The organism is Rhodococcus sp. ARC_M5, from assembly GCF_022810405.1.
In the GTDB taxonomy this organism is placed as follows: domain Bacteria; phylum Actinomycetota; class Actinomycetes; order Mycobacteriales; family Mycobacteriaceae; genus Rhodococcoides; species Rhodococcoides navarretei.
The window spans coordinates 33,291-49,415 of sequence record NZ_JALGQE010000023.1 but is presented as its reverse complement, the minus strand read 5'-3'; the positions used below and the strand labels follow the sequence as shown (position 1 = coordinate 49,415).

The 16,125-nt window shown below is 63.4% G+C and carries 14 protein-coding genes; 11 read left to right on the top strand and 3 right to left on the bottom strand.

Translation table 11 applies throughout. The features are described 5' to 3' along the window. Positions 1 to 16 precede the first annotated feature (16 nt). Complete coding sequence (locus MTX34_RS23455; protein WP_243611006.1) at positions 17 to 688, top strand: GntR family transcriptional regulator; 672 nt, start codon at positions 17 to 19, stop codon at positions 686 to 688. On the opposite strand, the gene MTX34_RS23450 is transcribed toward MTX34_RS23455, so the two are convergent. Beyond that, entirely contained in the window at positions 672 to 1,607 is a 936-nt protein-coding gene (locus MTX34_RS23450) for a LysR family transcriptional regulator (protein WP_243611005.1), read from the bottom strand. The genes MTX34_RS23455 and MTX34_RS23450 overlap by 17 nt on opposite strands. Before the next feature lie 137 nt (positions 1,608 to 1,744). On the opposite strand from MTX34_RS23450, the gene MTX34_RS23445 reads away from it, so the two are divergent. Next, positions 1,745 to 3,136, top strand: coding sequence for an SLC13 family permease (locus tag MTX34_RS23445; RefSeq protein ID WP_243611004.1), 1,392 nt, complete (start codon positions 1,745 to 1,747; stop codon positions 3,134 to 3,136). A 112-nt stretch (positions 3,137 to 3,248) separates the two neighbouring features. Beyond that, positions 3,249 to 4,376 (top strand): PrpF domain-containing protein, encoded by a 1,128-nt coding sequence (locus MTX34_RS23440; RefSeq protein WP_243611003.1) that lies wholly within the window; start codon positions 3,249 to 3,251, stop codon positions 4,374 to 4,376. Positions 4,377 to 4,398: 22 nt separating this feature from the next. On the opposite strand, the gene MTX34_RS23435 is transcribed toward MTX34_RS23440, so the two are convergent. Then, positions 4,399 to 5,295, bottom strand: coding sequence for a LysR family transcriptional regulator (locus MTX34_RS23435; RefSeq protein ID WP_243611002.1), 897 nt, complete (start codon positions 5,293 to 5,295; stop codon positions 4,399 to 4,401). Positions 5,296 to 5,476: 181 nt separating this feature from the next. On the opposite strand from MTX34_RS23435, the gene MTX34_RS23430 reads away from it, so the two are divergent. The 4 genes from MTX34_RS23430 to MTX34_RS23415 are packed head-to-tail and all read left to right on the top strand — an operon-like array spanning position 5,477 to position 10,631. Continuing rightward, positions 5,477 to 6,607, top strand: coding sequence for a PrpF domain-containing protein (locus MTX34_RS23430; protein WP_243611001.1), 1,131 nt, complete (start codon positions 5,477 to 5,479; stop codon positions 6,605 to 6,607). A 45-nt stretch (positions 6,608 to 6,652) separates the two neighbouring features. Beyond that, positions 6,653 to 7,768, top strand: coding sequence for an ABC transporter ATP-binding protein (locus MTX34_RS23425; protein ID WP_243611000.1), 1,116 nt, complete (start codon positions 6,653 to 6,655; stop codon positions 7,766 to 7,768). Beyond that, on the top strand, positions 7,765 to 9,525 hold the full coding sequence (locus tag MTX34_RS23420) for an iron ABC transporter permease (protein WP_243610999.1): 1,761 nt from the start codon (positions 7,765 to 7,767) through the stop codon (positions 9,523 to 9,525). The genes MTX34_RS23425 and MTX34_RS23420 overlap by 4 nt, the downstream gene beginning before the upstream one ends. Next, positions 9,525 to 10,631, top strand: a complete 1,107-nt coding sequence (locus tag MTX34_RS23415; RefSeq protein ID WP_243610998.1) for an ABC transporter substrate-binding protein — start codon at positions 9,525 to 9,527, stop codon at positions 10,629 to 10,631. Before MTX34_RS23420 ends, MTX34_RS23415 begins: the two co-directional genes overlap by 1 nt. A gap of 15 nt (positions 10,632 to 10,646) precedes the next feature. Here MTX34_RS23415 and MTX34_RS23410 read toward each other — a convergent pair whose 3' ends face one another. After that, complete coding sequence (locus MTX34_RS23410) at positions 10,647 to 11,246, bottom strand: TetR/AcrR family transcriptional regulator (protein ID WP_243610997.1); 600 nt, start codon at positions 11,244 to 11,246, stop codon at positions 10,647 to 10,649. Positions 11,247 to 11,307: 61 nt separating this feature from the next. Here MTX34_RS23410 and MTX34_RS23405 point away from each other — a divergent pair, with 61 nt between their 5' ends. The 4 genes from MTX34_RS23405 (at position 11,308) to MTX34_RS23390 (ending at position 16,112) form a co-directional block, all read left to right on the top strand. Beyond that, positions 11,308 to 12,843, top strand: coding sequence for an acetyl-CoA acetyltransferase (locus tag MTX34_RS23405; protein ID WP_243610996.1), 1,536 nt, complete (start codon positions 11,308 to 11,310; stop codon positions 12,841 to 12,843). Continuing rightward, positions 12,827 to 13,636: an enoyl-CoA hydratase/isomerase family protein gene (locus MTX34_RS23400; protein ID WP_243610995.1), complete on the top strand. Its 810-nt coding sequence runs from the start codon at positions 12,827 to 12,829 to the stop codon at positions 13,634 to 13,636. The genes MTX34_RS23405 and MTX34_RS23400 overlap by 17 nt, the downstream gene beginning before the upstream one ends. 186 nt (positions 13,637 to 13,822) lie before the next feature. After that, entirely contained in the window at positions 13,823 to 15,475 is a 1,653-nt protein-coding gene (locus MTX34_RS23395) for a BCCT family transporter (protein ID WP_243610994.1), read from the top strand. A gap of 43 nt (positions 15,476 to 15,518) precedes the next feature. Further along, the gene (locus MTX34_RS23390) at positions 15,519 to 16,112 is read left to right on the top strand and encodes a hypothetical protein (protein WP_243610993.1); all 594 of its coding nucleotides are present in this window, start codon (positions 15,519 to 15,521) and stop codon (positions 16,110 to 16,112) included. Positions 16,113 to 16,125: the final 13 nt, after the last annotated feature.

Genomic DNA, 16,125 nt, shown 5'->3' with positions numbered 1-16,125 from the left:
GGAGTGAGCACACAAGATGACAATCGGGATTCCACCGGTGATCGATGCAGCGCAGTCCGTCGGAACCAACGCCGATCGGGCGTACGAAATAATGCGTGAGCAGCTGATCATGCTGGAAATTCGGCCCGGCGAGCCCATCAACGACGACCGCCTGGCCGAGCAATTGGGGCTGGGACGAACACCGATTCGTGAGGGTCTCAAGCGACTGGAACGCGAGCGACTCGTCGTCGCCTATCCCCGGCGCGGAACATTTGCGACCGCTGTCGACATGACCGACCTGGCCAACATCTCCGAAATTCGCAAGCAGCTCGAGCCTGCGGCCTCGGCGCGCGCGGCGCGCACGGCCACGCGTGCAGCGCGAGACCGCTTGGCGGAGATGGCTGCCTCCATCGCGAGTATCGACGACACCGACGATTCACGTGAGGTGCTGCGCAAAGATGTTGCAGTGCATCGGGAAATCTATCGGGCGTCGGGAAATCCCCACCTCGAAGACATCCTGGTCAGCCTCGACGCCCATGCCACCCGCATCTGGTGCCTGTTCCTCGACCGACTGCCGAACGTCGCCGGCCATGTTCGTGAACACGTCGTGCTGCTGCAGGCCATCATCGACGGCGATGCCGACACCGCAGCGGAACTGACCCTCGAACACGTCACCGGGTTCGAGAACGCCATCAGGGAATTGCTGTAGTAGCAGCCGAAATACGCTCGGCGGCACCTCTCAATGCGGTCGAGATCGCGTACATCGCCGGGGTGTACTGGCGCCGAGCGAGTGACGCGATGTAGATGACGCGGGTAGGAACCCGATCCGCTTCCGGGAAGGCAACCGCGGTCACGTCGGGTCGGTGATGCACCACCGACAAACGCGGAACCATCGCGATGCCGACGCCTGCGGCCACCATGGCCTCGATCTCCTGGTAGTCGTGTGCCTCGTAGACGACGTCGGGCTCGAATCCTGCTACGCGACAACTGCGATAGAGAACTTCGGTAGCGGGGTGGTCGTTGCTGCGGATGATCCAGCGCGCGCTTTCGAGATCGTGCAGCGACACGTCGTGCTGCTGTCGATCGTCGTCGATCGGCAACAGCAGCACGGTCCGGTCCTCCATCAACGGCTCGAGGGAGAGTGACCGTTCGGCTTCCTCCGTCCAGGCGTAGCTCCACAGCAGCGCCAAGTCGATCTCGCTCGAATGGAGCATGTCGAGCAATTGTGGGCGCACCGCCGACCGAACGCGTACGTCGACGCCGGGCCACCGCGAGTGATAGTCCTTCAACGCGTCGGAGAGCAGGGACGCGCTGACCGTCGGAAACGAGCCGAGTCTCACCGAGCCGCGTTCGAGCCCCCGGATTGCCTCGAGATCGCCGCTTGCGGCGCGCATCTCGCGGCGAAACAGGCGGGCGCGGCTGGTGAGGATCTCGCCGGCCTCGGTGAGCTGCACGCCCCGTGGCAGGCGCGTGAGTACCGGTTGCTTGATGCCGTGTTCGAGCTTGCTGATGCGCTGCGACGCCGCGGAGGGGGTCATGTTCGCCCGCTCGGCACCTGCGGTCAGCGACCCGGCCTCGGCGATGTCGAGCAAGAGGAACAGCGTCACGACGTCGAACGTGTGATTCATGCGCAAATCTTTCAGCAGAGCTAAACGGCTAGGTAGCAAAACGATATTGTCCTAAAAGGCCGAGGTCAATAATGTGACGGAGACAACGTTCGAGTGCGGATGTAACCGAGCACTGACCAGCCACCTGAAAGACGCCCATGACTTCCATCGAGATCCTTCCGCTCATCGCCCTGGTGGCGATGTTCGCGATCGCAACCTTCTTTCCGATCAACATCGGCATCCTCGGCTTCATCGGTGCCTTCGTGGTCGGATACTTCGCGCTGGGGTTCGACGACAAGGAGATCCTCGGCGAGTTCCCCAGCTCGATCGTGTTGACCATCGTCGGCGTCACCTACTTCTTCGGCATGGCCAAACGCAACGGGACCATCGATCTGTTGGTGAACAGTTGCATCAGAGCGGTCAACGGCCGAGTGACGGTGGTTCCGTGGGTGTTCTTCTTCGTCGCCTCGGTGTTGACGGCGCTGGGCACCTTCAGCCCCGCGGCGGTTGCGCTGATCGTGCCTGCAGCAATGGCGTTCGCAGCTCGCACCGGCATGAGCCCGCTGGTCATGGGCATCATGGTCATCAACGGTGCCCATGCGGGAGCGTTCTCCCCGATCTCCGTGTCCGGCGTTCTGGTTCGCGACATCGTCGAGAACAACGGCCTCGCCCTGAACCCGTGGACGCTGTTCTTCGCCAGCTACGGCATCAACCTGCTGCTCTCGGTGTTGACGGTTGTCGGCTACGCGGCCCTGGCCCGCATGAAGGGCCTCGAGTACACCGCAACGGGGTCCACCGATCCCGCTCCCGGTAGTGGCCCGGTAGGCGGAACACCGGTCAAGACATCTGTCCCCACCGGCGGCGGCACCGGCGGCGGCAACTCGGCAGGCGGCAGCACCCAGGTGCTCACTCGTCCGACAACGACCACGCTGGTCGACGCCCCGGCCCCGGTCACGTTCGTCCAGAAGCTCACGCTCTTCCTCATCGGCGCACTCCTGGTACTCGTTCTCGTACTGCATCTGCCGATCAGCTTCATCGCCATCGGAGCCGGAGCAGTCCTGGCGTTCACGGATCTGAAGAAGCAGAACGAGGCCATCGCAGACATCAGTTGGTCGACGGTTCTGCTGGTCGCAGGCATGGTCACCTACATCTCGATCCTGCAGGAAGTCGGCACCATCGATCATCTCGCCGAGATGGCGATCACCATCGGCGCTCCGATCATCGTGGCCGTCGTGCTCTGCTACGTCATCGGCGTCACCTCGGCGTTCGCGTCCTCCACTGCGCTGCTGGCCGCCGTCATTCCGCTGGCCATGCCGTTGCTGGGAACCGGCGCGCTGCCCGTCGTCGGTGTCGTCGCCGCCCTGGCCATCGCTGCCACCGTCGTCGACGTCTCTCCCTTCTCGACCAACGGTGCGCTCGTACTGGCCAACGCGCAGAACATCGAACGCCCGCGGTTCTATCGTCAACTCCTGCTCAATGCAGGAATCGTCGTGGCCATCGCGCCTGCACTGTGCTGGTTGATCCTGGTCGTCGTTCCCGCCCTGTTCTGACCGAGCAGACGCGTTAAGCACTGCTGCATGGCAAGAACATATTTCGTAATTGTGCTTGATCCTCCTCTGTCGCAGGGTGGAAGCATCGGATCCTGATCGGAAGGCACTGCAGATGTTCACTCTTCGTGGAACGTGGATGCGCGGGGGCACCAGCAAGTGCTGGTTGTTCAATGCGGTCGACATCGACCCGTACGTGGCCGACGCCGGCGGTCTCGACAACATCCTGACCGCGGCCTTCGGTTCCGGTGATCCACGGCAGCTCGATGGAGTGGGTGGGGGCAGCTCGACGACCTCCAAGGCAGCCATCGTTCGACGCTCGAGCGCACCCGGAATCGACGTCGACTACCTCTTCGCTCAAGTAGCCATCGAGAGCCGCACCGTGGAGTGGGGCAGCAACTGCGGGAACTGCGCGACGGCCATCGGTCTCTACGCAGTGCAGACCGGTCTCGTCGCCGTCGACGATCACGTCACCGTGGTGCGGATGCGCAACGAGAACACCGGCGCGATTCTGGCAGCGGAGATCGCCACTCCGGGTGGACGCATTCCTGCCGAGGGAGACGCGTCCGTCCCCGGCACCACCGCCCTCGGCGTCCCGGTGGGGCTCACCTTCACCGATCCGGCTCCGGACCCGGTGACGATGCTTCCCACCGGTGCCGAGATCGATCGGGTTACTCTCGGCGACAGAGACTTCCGAGGAACATTCGTTCGGGCGGGTGCACCCGCCGCCTTGTTCGATGCCGCCGACTTCGGGCTGGACGGTTCGGAGACCAACGATGTTGTCGCCGCGCATGTCCCCACCCTCATCGCGCTGCGCAGGCAGGCAGCAGTACGAATGGGGCTGAGCAAGCCCGAAGAGCCTGTCTCGCATGCTGTTCCGAAGGTCGGGATCGTCGGCCCGCCGCGGGACTACACCACGACCACGGGTGAGCATGTTGCCGCCGCCGACTACGACATCTCGGTACGCATGCTGTCGATGATGGCACCGCACCCGGCAATCGGACTCACCTCAGCGGTGGCCTTGGCAGCGGCCGCGACGGTCCCCGGTGGTGTGGTCACCGCCAACGCCCGCATCGGCTGGCCCGGATCACTCCGCATCGGTACCGCGGCAGGTGTGCTCGACGTCGACTACGTCACCGACGGCGACGGACTTCTGCACTCGGTCACGCTTCATCGGGCGGTGCGCCGGATCGCCACCGCCGATCTGTTCGTGGTGCCTGTGCCCGCACTGGTCGGTGCCTGATCGGATCGAGCGGCATCGCTTTTCACAATCGAGCGGCCACCTCTTCGAACATCTTCAGTAGCACGGTCGCGCTCGGCGACAGCTTCTGTTCCGCCAGGTGGGCCAGCAGGATTCGCCGAGACGGCGCGCCCGTCAACGGGACCAGGCGCACGTCGTCTCGAATGTTGGACAAAGCCATGCGCGGCGCGAACGAGACGCCGAGGTCCACTGCCACCATTGCCTGCGCTTCCTGGTAGTCGTTCGCAGCGAACGAGACCGAGGGCGAGAACCCGGCGGCATGGCATGCGCGTTCGAGTGCAGTACCCACCGGATGGGTATCTTCTCGGGTGATCCACTGCTCGTGTTCCAACTCGCTCATGTGAACCGAACTACGCTCGGCCAGAGGGTGATTGACTGCGACGACGAGCATCGTGGGGTCGACCATGAGTTGGTGCACGGTCAGTTCTGCGTCGGTGATTCGAGCCCATTCGTAGTCCCAGAGCAGCGACAGCTCCACCTCTCGGGTGTCGAGCATTCCCCGTAACCCCGCGAACCGAGAGCTACGCACCGTCAGGGCCACCGCGGGATGACGAGACTTGAACAGCTTCACCACGGGCGGCAGGAGACTGGCTCCCGCCGTGGGGAAGGTTCCGATGCGCAGTGTTCCGGCGCGTAAGCCGGAGAGGTCTTCGAGTTCGTTTCGCGCAGCACGTAACTGAATCTCGATTCGTTCTGCATGCCGGACCAGAACTTCACCGGCCTCGGTCAGGCGAACGCCCCTGGCATGGCGCTCCAACAGTGGTTGCCCCGCCTCGAGCTCGAGCTTGCTCAATTGTTGTGAGACCGCAGATGTGGTGAAGCTCAGTCGAGTTGCGGCCGCCGTGATGGATCCGCTTCGTACGACCTCCAGCAGGAGCAGCAGGCGTCGGGTATCGAACATGCGCGAACCGCCTTCAGAAAAAGTTAAGGGATCTCGACTTTTTCGTAATTGTACTCGACGGCTGTGTGATGCAGGCTATGTACAACACCAACACGAGAGCTGCATCACACAAGCGCTCAGCTTCCCGAATGTTCAACGGCTCGAACGTTTTCGAGAGCAACGATCGAAAGGCAATCCGAGGATGTATTCATTGCGTGGCACGTGGATGAGGGGAGGGACCAGCAAGTGCTGGCTCTTCAGCTCCGTCGACGTCGAGCCACTGATCGAGCAAGCAGGAAGCCTGGACGAAATACTGGTTTCCGCCTTCGGATCCGGGGATCCGCGCCAGCTCGACGGCGTCGGCGGCGGTAGCTCGACCACGTCCAAAGCAGCGATCGTCAGTAGGTCCTCCGAGGACGGCATCGACGTGGACTACCTCTTCGCGCAGGTTGCCATCGGCGACCGAAAAGTGGAGTGGGGAAGCAACTGTGGAAACTGTGCAACAGCCATCGGGCTTTACGCGCTGCAGCAGGGTTTGGTTGCGGTCGATCAGGTCACCACTGTCGTGCGACTGCGCAATCGCAACACCGGGGCGGTACTGCTCACCGAGATCGACACCCCGGGCGGGGTCGTACCGTCCGAGGGTTCGGCCCAGGTTGCCGGCACGTCCGCGCTCGGAGTTCCGGTAGGGCTGACGTTCGTCGACCTCGCCGCCGATCGCACTCGCCTGCTCCCGACCGGCGCAGTCGAGGACACCGTCGAACTGCGCGGTTCGCGGTACCGCGGCACCATGGTCGTCGCCGGAGCCCCCGCTGCATTGTTCGACGCATCCGATCTGGGAATGACCGGGGCCGAGACCGCTGCCGAACTGACCGAACGCGTTCCGCTCCTGGTCGAATTGCGCCGTAGTGCAGCACTGCTCATGGGTCTGTCTCGCCCGCAGGATCCGATCACGCACGCAGTGCCGAAGGTCGGCATCATCGCGTCCCCGGTGGACTACTGCCTCGAGGACGGCACAGTCGTCACGGCCGGTGAATACGACGTCTGCGTGCGGATGCTGTCGATGATGGCACCACACCCGTCGATCGGTCTGACGTCGGCGGTGGCGGTCGCCGCTGCCGCAACCGTGCGCGGCGGTGTGGTGGACCGAGTCATCGACGGTGCCACTACCTCGACCCTGCGCCTCGGAACGCCTGCCGGTGTGCTGTCGGTCGACGTCGACATCACCGCGGACGGCAACCTCGCCAGCGTGACCCTGCATCGCGCTGCACGACGGATCGCGACAGCGGAACTGTTCGTTTCCGTTGCTGCGACGGCACTTTCGATCGGATAGCTCCACCTGTGAACACGGCTTCGACGACTGAAGAAAAGGAAGATCATGAAGGTTAGCATCGAGAATCTGAGCCTCGCCTACTCGGGAAACACTGTTGTCCGCGACCTCGACCTGGAGATTGCCGACGGAGAATCCCTGGTGTTGCTGGGACAGTCCGGCTGCGGTAAGACCAGCACGATGCGCTGTGTCGCAGGGCTCGAGACCCCGAGCGCCGGCCGCATCACCATCGGCGATCGCGTCGTCCACGACTCCGACAAGAACAAGACGATCCCGCCGCACAAGCGCAACGTGGGCATGGTCTTTCAGTCCTACGCGGTGTGGCCGCACCGGACGGTGTTCGACAATGTGTCGTTCTCACTGAAGATGCAGAAGGTCGACAAAACCGAAATGAACCAGCGCGTCCTCGAAGCCCTGGATCTGGTCGGGCTGGGGGAGATGGCGCATCGGGGTGCGAGCCTGCTCAGTGGTGGCCAGATGCAGCGTGTGGCGCTGGCTCGGTCGCTGGTGATGCGTCCCAGCGTTCTGCTCCTCGACGAGCCGCTGTCGAACCTGGATGCGCGGTTGCGTGAACGACTCCGGATGGAACTGCGCGAGTTGCAGCTTCGCCTCGGATTGACCACCGTGTACGTCACGCACGATCAGGTCGAGGCGTTCGCCCTCGCGGACCGCATTGCGCTGATGCAGGACGGACGCATCGTGCAGATCGGTACTCCGGAGGACATCTACACCGCACCGAGGTCGGCCTCGGTGGCCGAGTTCCTCGGTGTCGGCAACATCTTCCGCGCCACGGCTGCGTCGGGACCGAGCTCGATGATGGAGCTGACGGAGTTCGGACAGATCGCAGTGTCGGTCGATGCAGCTTCGGCGGCCGACGGCCCCGTCGTGGTGTGCTTGCGGCCCGAGGATCTGTTGGTCACGCCGTTGGACGATGCCGAGCCCGAGGGCCAGTCCTGGATGGGCACAGTCGATGTCGCCAGCTACCAGGGCGCGTCCATTCGGTACCGCGTCACACTGGACGACGGTCCCGAGATCGAAGCCGTCGCCACCGGTCACGCCAGCCGGATCCTTGGTATGGGAGAACGTGCACGGGTCACCGCAGTTCCCGGTGGAGCTCAGGTTCTCGTCGACGATCGCGTCGCCTCCGAGGCGGTGCCGGTATGAGCGCCCCTACCGACGATCGGCCCGTCACCACGACGAAGCCTCCGGTCGACACACCGGCTCCCCAGCGCAGGCCCGGTCTGAAGAAGTGGATTCCGACGCTTCTGCAGTTGGCCTTGCTGACCGTGATCGTGCTGTTCCCGATGTTCTTCATCGTGATGGGTGCGTTCACCGACAACACCGAACGCACCTCGCTGTTCGATTTCGGTAACTTCACTCTCGACAACTTCGCGCTGCTCGGCTCGTCGACCGCGCAGAGTGCCCTGTGGAACTCCGCTCTCGTCGGCATCGGATCCTCGATCGTCGCGCTGGCAATCGGGTGCACGCTCGCTTTCCTGGCTGCGCGCACCAACGTTCCGGGTCGAAAGATGATCTACGGCATCGGTATTGCGCCGCTGTTCCTGCCCGCACTCGTCGGCGCGTTGGCATGGGCACTACTGGCAGGCCCGGCCACCGGCTACATCAACCTGATTCTGACCGCGATCGGCCTGCCCGGCTTCATCGACATCTACAGCTTCGGCGGCATGATCTTCATTCTCGGCATCTACTACGCCCCGTACCCGTTCCTGATGGTCCACTCCGCGCTGTCGCTGATGAACCCGGACCTCGAAGACGCGGCCAGCCTGCACGGTGCCAAGCTGACGAAGATGCTGAGCAAAATCACTTTTCCGCTCGTCATGCCTGCCGTGATCGGTTCGGGCATCCTGGTTTTCGCGCTCACCGTGGAGAACTTTCCGGTCGCACAGGTGATCGGTGTGCCCGGCGGAGTCGACACCCTGCCGACCCTGATCTACCGATTGATGAATGCCTCGCCGGCCCGCGGCAACGACGCAGCTGCTGTCGCCGTCGTACTCACCGTCCTGTTGGTCGCCGTCGTCGCGTTCCAACAGCGGGCCATGAGCAGCAAGGAGTACACCACCGTCAGCGGTAAAGGTGTTCGAGCGCGGCAGGTTCCGCTTCGGGCATGGCGCATCCCGGCTGCAGTGTTCGCGTGGGTGTACTTTGCACTGGCCGTTCTCCTGCCGCTCATCGCCCTGGTGTTGGCTGCGCTGCAGACCAGCCCGTACGTGGCGAACATCGGGCAGCTCTTCGATTCCGGTGCCCTCTCGCTCTGGGGGCTGGGAGAAACGTTGCGCAGTGCCGACTTCCGCGATGTGATGACCAACAGTGTGATCGTCGGTGTCGCTACCGCAGCGGTAGGTACTGCCTTCTGCTTCGTACTGGCGTACACGCGGTATCGCACGAATGCTCCGGGTCGAAAGCTGTTGGAGTACCTGGCAATGCTGCCGCTCGCCGTTCCTGCCATCGTGCTCGGCCTCGGTCTGCTTTGGACGTGGCTGGCGCTTCCGCTGCCGATCTACGGAACTCTCGCGGTGCTGGTCATCGCGTTCGTCGCTGTCACCATTCCGCAGGGCTACCGCGGTGTATCGGCGTCGATCATCCAGCTGGACAAAGACTTGGAAGACAGCGCCGTCATGTTGGGTGCACGGCGGCACCGGGCGATCTCGTTCGTCACCGCGCCGCTGCTCAAGGTCGGTCTGTCCTCGACCTTCCTGCTGCTACTGATGTTGTCCATGCGTGAGCTCACCGCCGCGTTGTTCCTGTTCACCTCCGACACCCGGTTGCTGTCGATCGCGATCTTCGACGCCTACGACAACGGCTCGTTCCAGTCGGCAGCCGAGTTGAGCCTGCTGTACTGCGTCGTGATCGGTGTGCTTGCCGTCCTCTCGCGCCGCTTCGGATCCAAGGAAACCGTCTGATGAGAAAAATGATCACAGCAATCGCGCTCGGCGTCACAGCGGCAATGGGCACAGCATGCTCGCCGCCGCCGGAACGCCCCGATCTGGCTCGGGCTGCGGAGGAGATCATCACCGACAATGGTCTTGTCATCGACGGTGAGCAGATCGCCGATCCGGATCTGTGGACGCAGGCCCAGGCCGAGGGTGGCATCACCCTCTACAGCGGGTACACCGCAGTCACCGAGGCCACGGTGTTGAAGAACTTCGAGAAGGACACCGGACTCGAGGTCGAGCTCGTCCGACTCACCCCCAACCGGCTGTACGAGCGACTGGTGGCCGAGTACGGTGCCGGCCGACTGGACGCGGATGTCGTGCGCATTTCCGATGCGGGCTTCGTCAGCGGACTCAGCGAGCGCGGTATCTTCCAGCCGTACACGCCTCCGACGGCCACCGAACTGCAGGACGACGTGGTGTTCGACGGTGGCAACTACTACCGCACCTTCGACCCGATCTACACCATGGGCTACAACAGCGCGCTCATCGAGGGCAGCGACAGGCCGGCGGCGTGGACAGATCTTCTCGACGATCGGTGGAGAGGCAATCTGGGTATCGCTCAGGCCGGAGCCGGCGGTAGTGCACTGGCGTTGACTCGGTTCCAGCGCGAGGTACTCGGCGACGACTACCTCCGTGAGTACTCATCGGAAGCAAGGGTTTTCGATTCCATCGGAGCCCAGCTCGATGCGCTCGCTCGCGGCGAGATCGAAGCCGGGACCGTGGTGGTGAGCAGCGTCAACATCGCGAACAACGAGAATGCGCCGGTCAACTTCGTGGTACCGGAAGAGGGACTCACCGCCTACGACTACTACACCGGTGTTGCGTCCACGGCGAAAAACATCGCGGCCGCGCAGGTGTTCATGAACTGGAACCTCTCCAAGAGGGGTCAGCAGGTGTTCAGCGATCTCGGTGAGTACTCGGTGCGCAACGATATCGATCCGCCGGTGATTCGCGGTATCGAGCTCCCGGAGTTCACCGACCCCAAGGTCAATCGAATCACACAGTCGGGGTCGATCGAGAACTCCGCCGACGACCAAGATGCCTGGAACGCGATCTTCGGTTACAACGAATAACGCGCACGACCGGAGCTACACACCACCGAGGACCGCGTCGACCAGATCTTCTGCGTAGATGCGGTCCTCGGTGCGGTTTCGATCGGCATCGGTGCGATGCGAGAAGATGACGTGGCTGAGTACCGCCCCGGTCACCAGTTCGAGAATTCTCGTCGTATCGGCCGACTCGGGCAGCTCGCCCCGACTCTGGGCTCGGTGCACGATGAGGCGCGCCGCGACCAACCGACTCTTGTTGAGCGTCTCCATCATTCGGCCCAGCAGGTCGGGATGCACCCGCGCATCGAGGGCGACCCTCAGGCTGACCAAACCGGCGGTTCCTCCGTAGCCCTGCAGAAGCTGCACCGCGAGTTCGGTGAGGTCCGCCCGTAGCGTGCCGAGGTCGATCGGCGTCGCGAGTGGACTTCGGGCCTCCAGTGCATCGACCACCAAGGCCCCCTTGGATTCCCAGCGTCGGTAGAGCGCGGCCCTCCCGACCGACGCGCGGCGGGCAACGGCGTCGAGTGTGAAGCCGGACCACCCCTTTTCCCAGTACACCTCGAGCGCTGCGTCGTAGACGCGGTCTTCCAGATGCGGATCGCGCGGACGTCCCCGTCTGCTCCTGGCTTCGTCGGTCACCTTCGGATTGTCGCACCTGGCGACATTGCAGACAATCTCTGTCTGTAATAGGTTTCCGTTCATGAGTTCTCCACGCCACGAGGCGTCGACGGTGGATCCGACACGCGTTCCGGTGATCGTGGCTATCGGGGAAACGAGCGGCCGCGGCGAACCCATGGGCGTCGAACCCATGGAACTGATCACGCTGGCTGCCACTGCGGCTCTTCGGGACTCGCAGTCGTCGGAGCCGTGGATTCGACGCGCGGACAGCATCGCGTTCTGCCACATCGCCAGCTGGGCCTACGCCAGTCCCGCCGCTGCGCTGGCACGTGGATTCGGTGCCACACCCGCAGATCTGTTCGACGCTCCGATCGGCGGGCAATGGCCTGCGCGGCTTCTCGATCGCGCGGCCGCGCGCATTGCCTCGGGAGAGTCGACGGTGGCGGTGATCGCGGGCGGTGAAGCCCAGGCCTCGATGAGCGCGCTGGTCAAGGCCGGTCGAGACCCCGTCGAAGACGGAGGGTGGAGCACCGATCCGGGCGGTCCGCCCACCTTCGATCTGGACCAACTGGGCAGCGCCGCAATGCAGGACGCCGGTCTGATCTCGCCGGTTCGGATCTATCCGTTGTTCGAGAGCCGCTTCAGATTCGAGTCCGGAATGGACCCGGAAGCACGGCAGGCCGAGTGCAGCGAGATGTATGCCGCCTTCTCCGTTGTTTCCGAGAAGAATCCGTACTCGTGGAACGGCCGTGCGCGGACGGCTGCAGACATCGGCACGCCGTCGGCGAAGAATCGCATAGTGTGCGAGCCGTATCCGCTGTCGATGAACGCCATGCCGTTCGTCGACCAGGCCGCATGCATCGTTCTGACGAGCTTGGCCGAAGCCCGTGAACGCGGTGTGCCGGAGCGCGACATCGTGTACGTCTGGGGCGGTGCGGGTTCCGAGGACTCGGTGGACATTCTGGACCGCACTGGTTTCGGCAGATCCGACGCGATGGACAACGCGTTGGACCGAGCGTTGAATGCCGCAGAGATCGGAGTCGAGCAACTCGACGTGCTCGATGTCTACAGCTGCTTCCCGATCGTGCCGACGCTCGCCACCCGCCACCTCGGAACGCCGAAATCATTGGTGCCCAGTGTGACCGGGGGGCATTCGTCGTTCGGCGGGCCGCTGAGCAGTCATTCGTTGCATTCGATCACTGCCTCTGTCCGTGAGATTCGCGCGGGGAAGACCTGTGCACTGGTGCACGCGAACGGTGGCTACCTGACGTATCACCACTCCGTGCTGCTCAGTGGCGACCAGCATCCACTCGGCTACATCGGAAGTCCCGAACCCGTTGTGCTGGCGACGGACCCACCGCCTCGAGGACCTATCGAGGACGGCGATCTCACGGTGGAAACTGTCTCCGTCGAGCATTCTCGTCAGCAGGAGCCGAACCAGGCGTTCGTCGTCGGCCGAGACATCAGTGGCCGACGCGTCGCCGCACAGACGGCACCCGGTGACACGGCCAGCGCCCATGCGCTGTCGTTGTATCGGAACAATCCTGCATGCGAAATCATCGGGACCACAATCACTGTCGAGATCAGCGAAGGGAACATTCGTGTCCGAGGCCAGTAGCACCGAACCTGTCGTCCTGACGAGGCGGGAAGGCCATGTACTCGTCGTCACGATCAATCGGCCGAGGGCGGCCAACAGCATCGACGCCCGCGTGCACACGTTGCTCGGGGAGGCGTGGGAGTCGGCCGAGGCGGATCGCGACATCAGGGCCATCGTCCTGACCGGTGCGGGTTCGGCGACCTTCTGTGGCGGTGCCGATCTGAAAGCACTCGGAACCGGAGGGCCTGCCGCGGTCACCCCACTAGACACCGAGCACTGGGGGTTCGCCGGGATTGTCCAACACCCGATATCGGTACCCGTCATCGCGGCCGTGAACGGGTCGGCGATGGGAGGAGGAACCGAGATCGCCCTGGTCTCGGATATGGTCGTCGCCTCGGACACGGCCGTGTTCGGCCTGCCCGAGATTCGCCGCGGACTCATCGCCGGTGCAGGTGGTGCTTTTCGGCTGATGTCGGCCGTCCCGGAACACATCGCGCTGGAGATGATCTTGACGGGGCAGCCGATTTCCGCGCAGGATGCGGCGCGGTGGGGGTTGGTCAACAGGGTGGTCGCGCAGAACGACGTCCTCGACACGGCACTCGGTCTCGCAGGCCTCTGCGCGGAGGGTGCGCCGCTCGCAGTGCGCGCCTCCAAACGGCTGGCCCGACGCATCACTGATGGAACGATCGCGCACGAAGAAGACTCGTGGTTGCAGAACCGTCAGGAACTGGATCGACTCACCACCACGAAGGATGTCATCGAAGGAATCACCGCGTTCCTGCAGAAACGCGATCCGACCTGGACCGCGCAGTGAGCCCTCGGCATCGAGGGCGCCACCAGGAATGGGTGCGTTCACAATTCGAGCAGGTAACAAATCGGCAGCAACGGTGGACAGGGCCGCTTCGGTAAACAAAAGTTAAAGGTCGGCGACGGCACGCCCCAACGACCGAGCAGGATCCGAATCCGACGAACCGTGCCGTCGAGGATGGTGACGGCAACCGTGGACACACTTGCTCGCAAACTGGGCCTCAGAACCGACAATCACATCTTCTTCGTTTCGGCCGGGCTGACGATCGCGCTGCTGGTCTTGTTCCTCGTCTTCCAGGACTGGGTGGGGAACGCGTTCGGGGTCGGGAGGGAGTGGATCGTCACCAACCTCGGGTGGTTCTTCATCATCGGCGTCACGGTGTGGTTGGTGTTTCTGATCTGGGTCGCCGTCAGCAGGTACGGTCATCTGCGGCTCGGGGAAGACGACGACCGACCTCAGTACTCGAACCTGTCGTGGTTCGCCATGCTGTTCGCGGGTGGAATCGGCACCGTGCTGATGTTCTGGGGTGTGGCAGAACCGATTTCGCACTTCTCCGCCCCACCCTTCGACGGCGTGGAGCCGTACAGCGTCGAAGCGTCCCAGGACGCGATGAGCATCTCCCTCTATCACCTCAGCCTGCATACCTGGGCGATCTTCACCTTGCCGGGGTTGGCGTTCGGATTCTTCATCTACCGGTACAAGTTGCCGATGCGCGTGTCGTCGGTGTTCTATCCGATTCTGAAGGAACGCATTTCGGGTCCGATCGGTAAGACGATCGACGTGTTCGCGGTATTGGGCACGATCTTCGGACTGGCAGTGTCGCTGGGGCTCGGCACCTCTCAGATCAATGCCGGCTTGAGTGAGCTCGTCGGACTTCCCGATGCCGTGTGGTCGAAGGTGCTGATCATCGGCCTGCTCACTCTGGTTGCGACGGTCTCGATTGCCGTCGGGTTGGACAAGGGTGTGCGTCGGCTGTCCAACCTGAACATCCTCGTCGCGGTCGGTTTGATGATCTTCGTGCTGATCGCGTCGGATACCGTCTTTCTGCTGCGCCAGGTGTTCGAGAGCTTCGGCAACTACGCACAGGACATCGTTCCGTTGTCCTTCTGGAACGACGCCATGGCCGAGTTCACCTCCGATGGCGGGTGGGGATGGCAGGGCGGTTGGACCGTCTTCTACTGGGCGTGGACCGTCACCTGGGCCCCGTTCATGGGCGTCTTCCTCGCACGCATTTCGCGTGGCCGCACGATCCGCCAATTCGTCGTCGGTGTGCTGGTGGCTCCCTCGCTGTTCACGCTGGTGTGGTTCGTCGTATTCGGTTGGTCGGCAATGAGAATCGACGGAATCGGGGGTAGCGGCGGTCCGATCTCGGAAGCAGTGTCCGAGAGCGTGCCGTTGGCGATGTTCACGTTCTTCGAGAACTTCCCTGCCGCGACCCTGGTTCAAGGGATCGCAGTGGTCGTCGTGGCACTGTTCTTCGCGACCTCCTCGGACTCGGCATCGCTGGTGATCGACATGCTGTGTTCCGGTGACGGTGAAGCAGGCCCCGTGCGGCAACGAGTGTTCTGGGGCGTCACCGAGGGCGCGGTGGCCGCAACGTTGATCGTGCTCGGCGGTGAGGCGGGGCTGCAAGCCCTGCAGCAGGTCATCACCGTGATCGGACTACCGATCTTCATTCTGGTGTCGCTGATGATCATTGCGTTGGTGATGGGCCTGCGAGCCGAGAAGGTGAAGGTGCAGCCGCTCACCCGAGCGCAATTCCGTGAACACAACGGCCAATCGACCGTCACCGAGTCCGAGAAAGTGCGGTCGTCTCCCCTGGCCAGAGACTCCGGCGACGACTGATTCCGACCTCGGCGGTGTGGAGCGTAGTGCGAGGCCGTTCGGGATGAAGCGGGTGATTCGCGGGGCTCTGGCCGTTGTTCTGGTCGCGCCGCTCAGCGTGGCACTGACGTTCGCTCGGCCGGGCGTCGCTCATGCCTGCTCGTGTGCCTACAACACAGACGGAACGCAAGCCGAACAGCAACTGGAGGACTTCTCCTCGGGGGACAACGCTGTATTCACCGGAACGGCGGTCGCCGAGCGGCGAGAAGGTTTCACCGTCTACTACGACTTCGATGTCCGCGAGATATTCCGTGGCGACGTCGGCGCGAAGACGACGTTGTCCACTGCACGTGACAGCGCAGCGTGTGGAACCGGCTTCGACCTGAAAGAGGAGTACCTCGTCTTCGCCGGCACCTACGACACACAGGACGCACCGTGGTCGGTAACAATGTGCTCGGCAACAACGCTCTCCACCAACGAACTCACCCGGGCTGCGACGCTGAAGCAGTTCGGAGAACCCCGAGCCGTGACAGCGGACGAGCGTGCCGCCGCGGACTACCCGCAGGGCCTATCGATCGTCCAGTGGATGGGTATCGGTGTCGCTGCCGGCCTGTTCGCCGCCGGAACGATGTGGATACTCCGAAGAGCACGGCACTGATCGGCGAGGCCCG

Bases quoted from the DNA above. Each gene is read 5' to 3' on its own strand.
- MTX34_RS23455 (WP_243611006.1), top strand. From the start codon at position 17: ATGACAATCGGGATTCCACCGGTGATCGATGCAGCGCAGTCCGTCGGA.
- MTX34_RS23450 (WP_243611005.1), bottom strand. From the start codon at position 1,607: ATGAATCACACGTTCGACGTCGTGACGCTGTTCCTCTTGCTCGACATC.
- MTX34_RS23445 (WP_243611004.1), top strand. From the start codon at position 1,745: ATGACTTCCATCGAGATCCTTCCGCTCATCGCCCTGGTGGCGATGTTC.
- MTX34_RS23440 (WP_243611003.1), top strand. From the start codon at position 3,249: ATGTTCACTCTTCGTGGAACGTGGATGCGCGGGGGCACCAGCAAGTGC.
- MTX34_RS23435 (WP_243611002.1), bottom strand. From the start codon at position 5,295: ATGTTCGATACCCGACGCCTGCTGCTCCTGCTGGAGGTCGTACGAAGC.
- MTX34_RS23430 (WP_243611001.1), top strand. From the start codon at position 5,477: ATGTATTCATTGCGTGGCACGTGGATGAGGGGAGGGACCAGCAAGTGC.
- MTX34_RS23425 (WP_243611000.1), top strand. From the start codon at position 6,653: ATGAAGGTTAGCATCGAGAATCTGAGCCTCGCCTACTCGGGAAACACT.
- MTX34_RS23420 (WP_243610999.1), top strand. From the start codon at position 7,765: ATGAGCGCCCCTACCGACGATCGGCCCGTCACCACGACGAAGCCTCCG.
- MTX34_RS23415 (WP_243610998.1), top strand. From the start codon at position 9,525: ATGAGAAAAATGATCACAGCAATCGCGCTCGGCGTCACAGCGGCAATG.
- MTX34_RS23405 (WP_243610996.1), top strand. From the start codon at position 11,308: ATGAGTTCTCCACGCCACGAGGCGTCGACGGTGGATCCGACACGCGTT.
- MTX34_RS23390 (WP_243610993.1), top strand. From the start codon at position 15,519: ATGAAGCGGGTGATTCGCGGGGCTCTGGCCGTTGTTCTGGTCGCGCCG.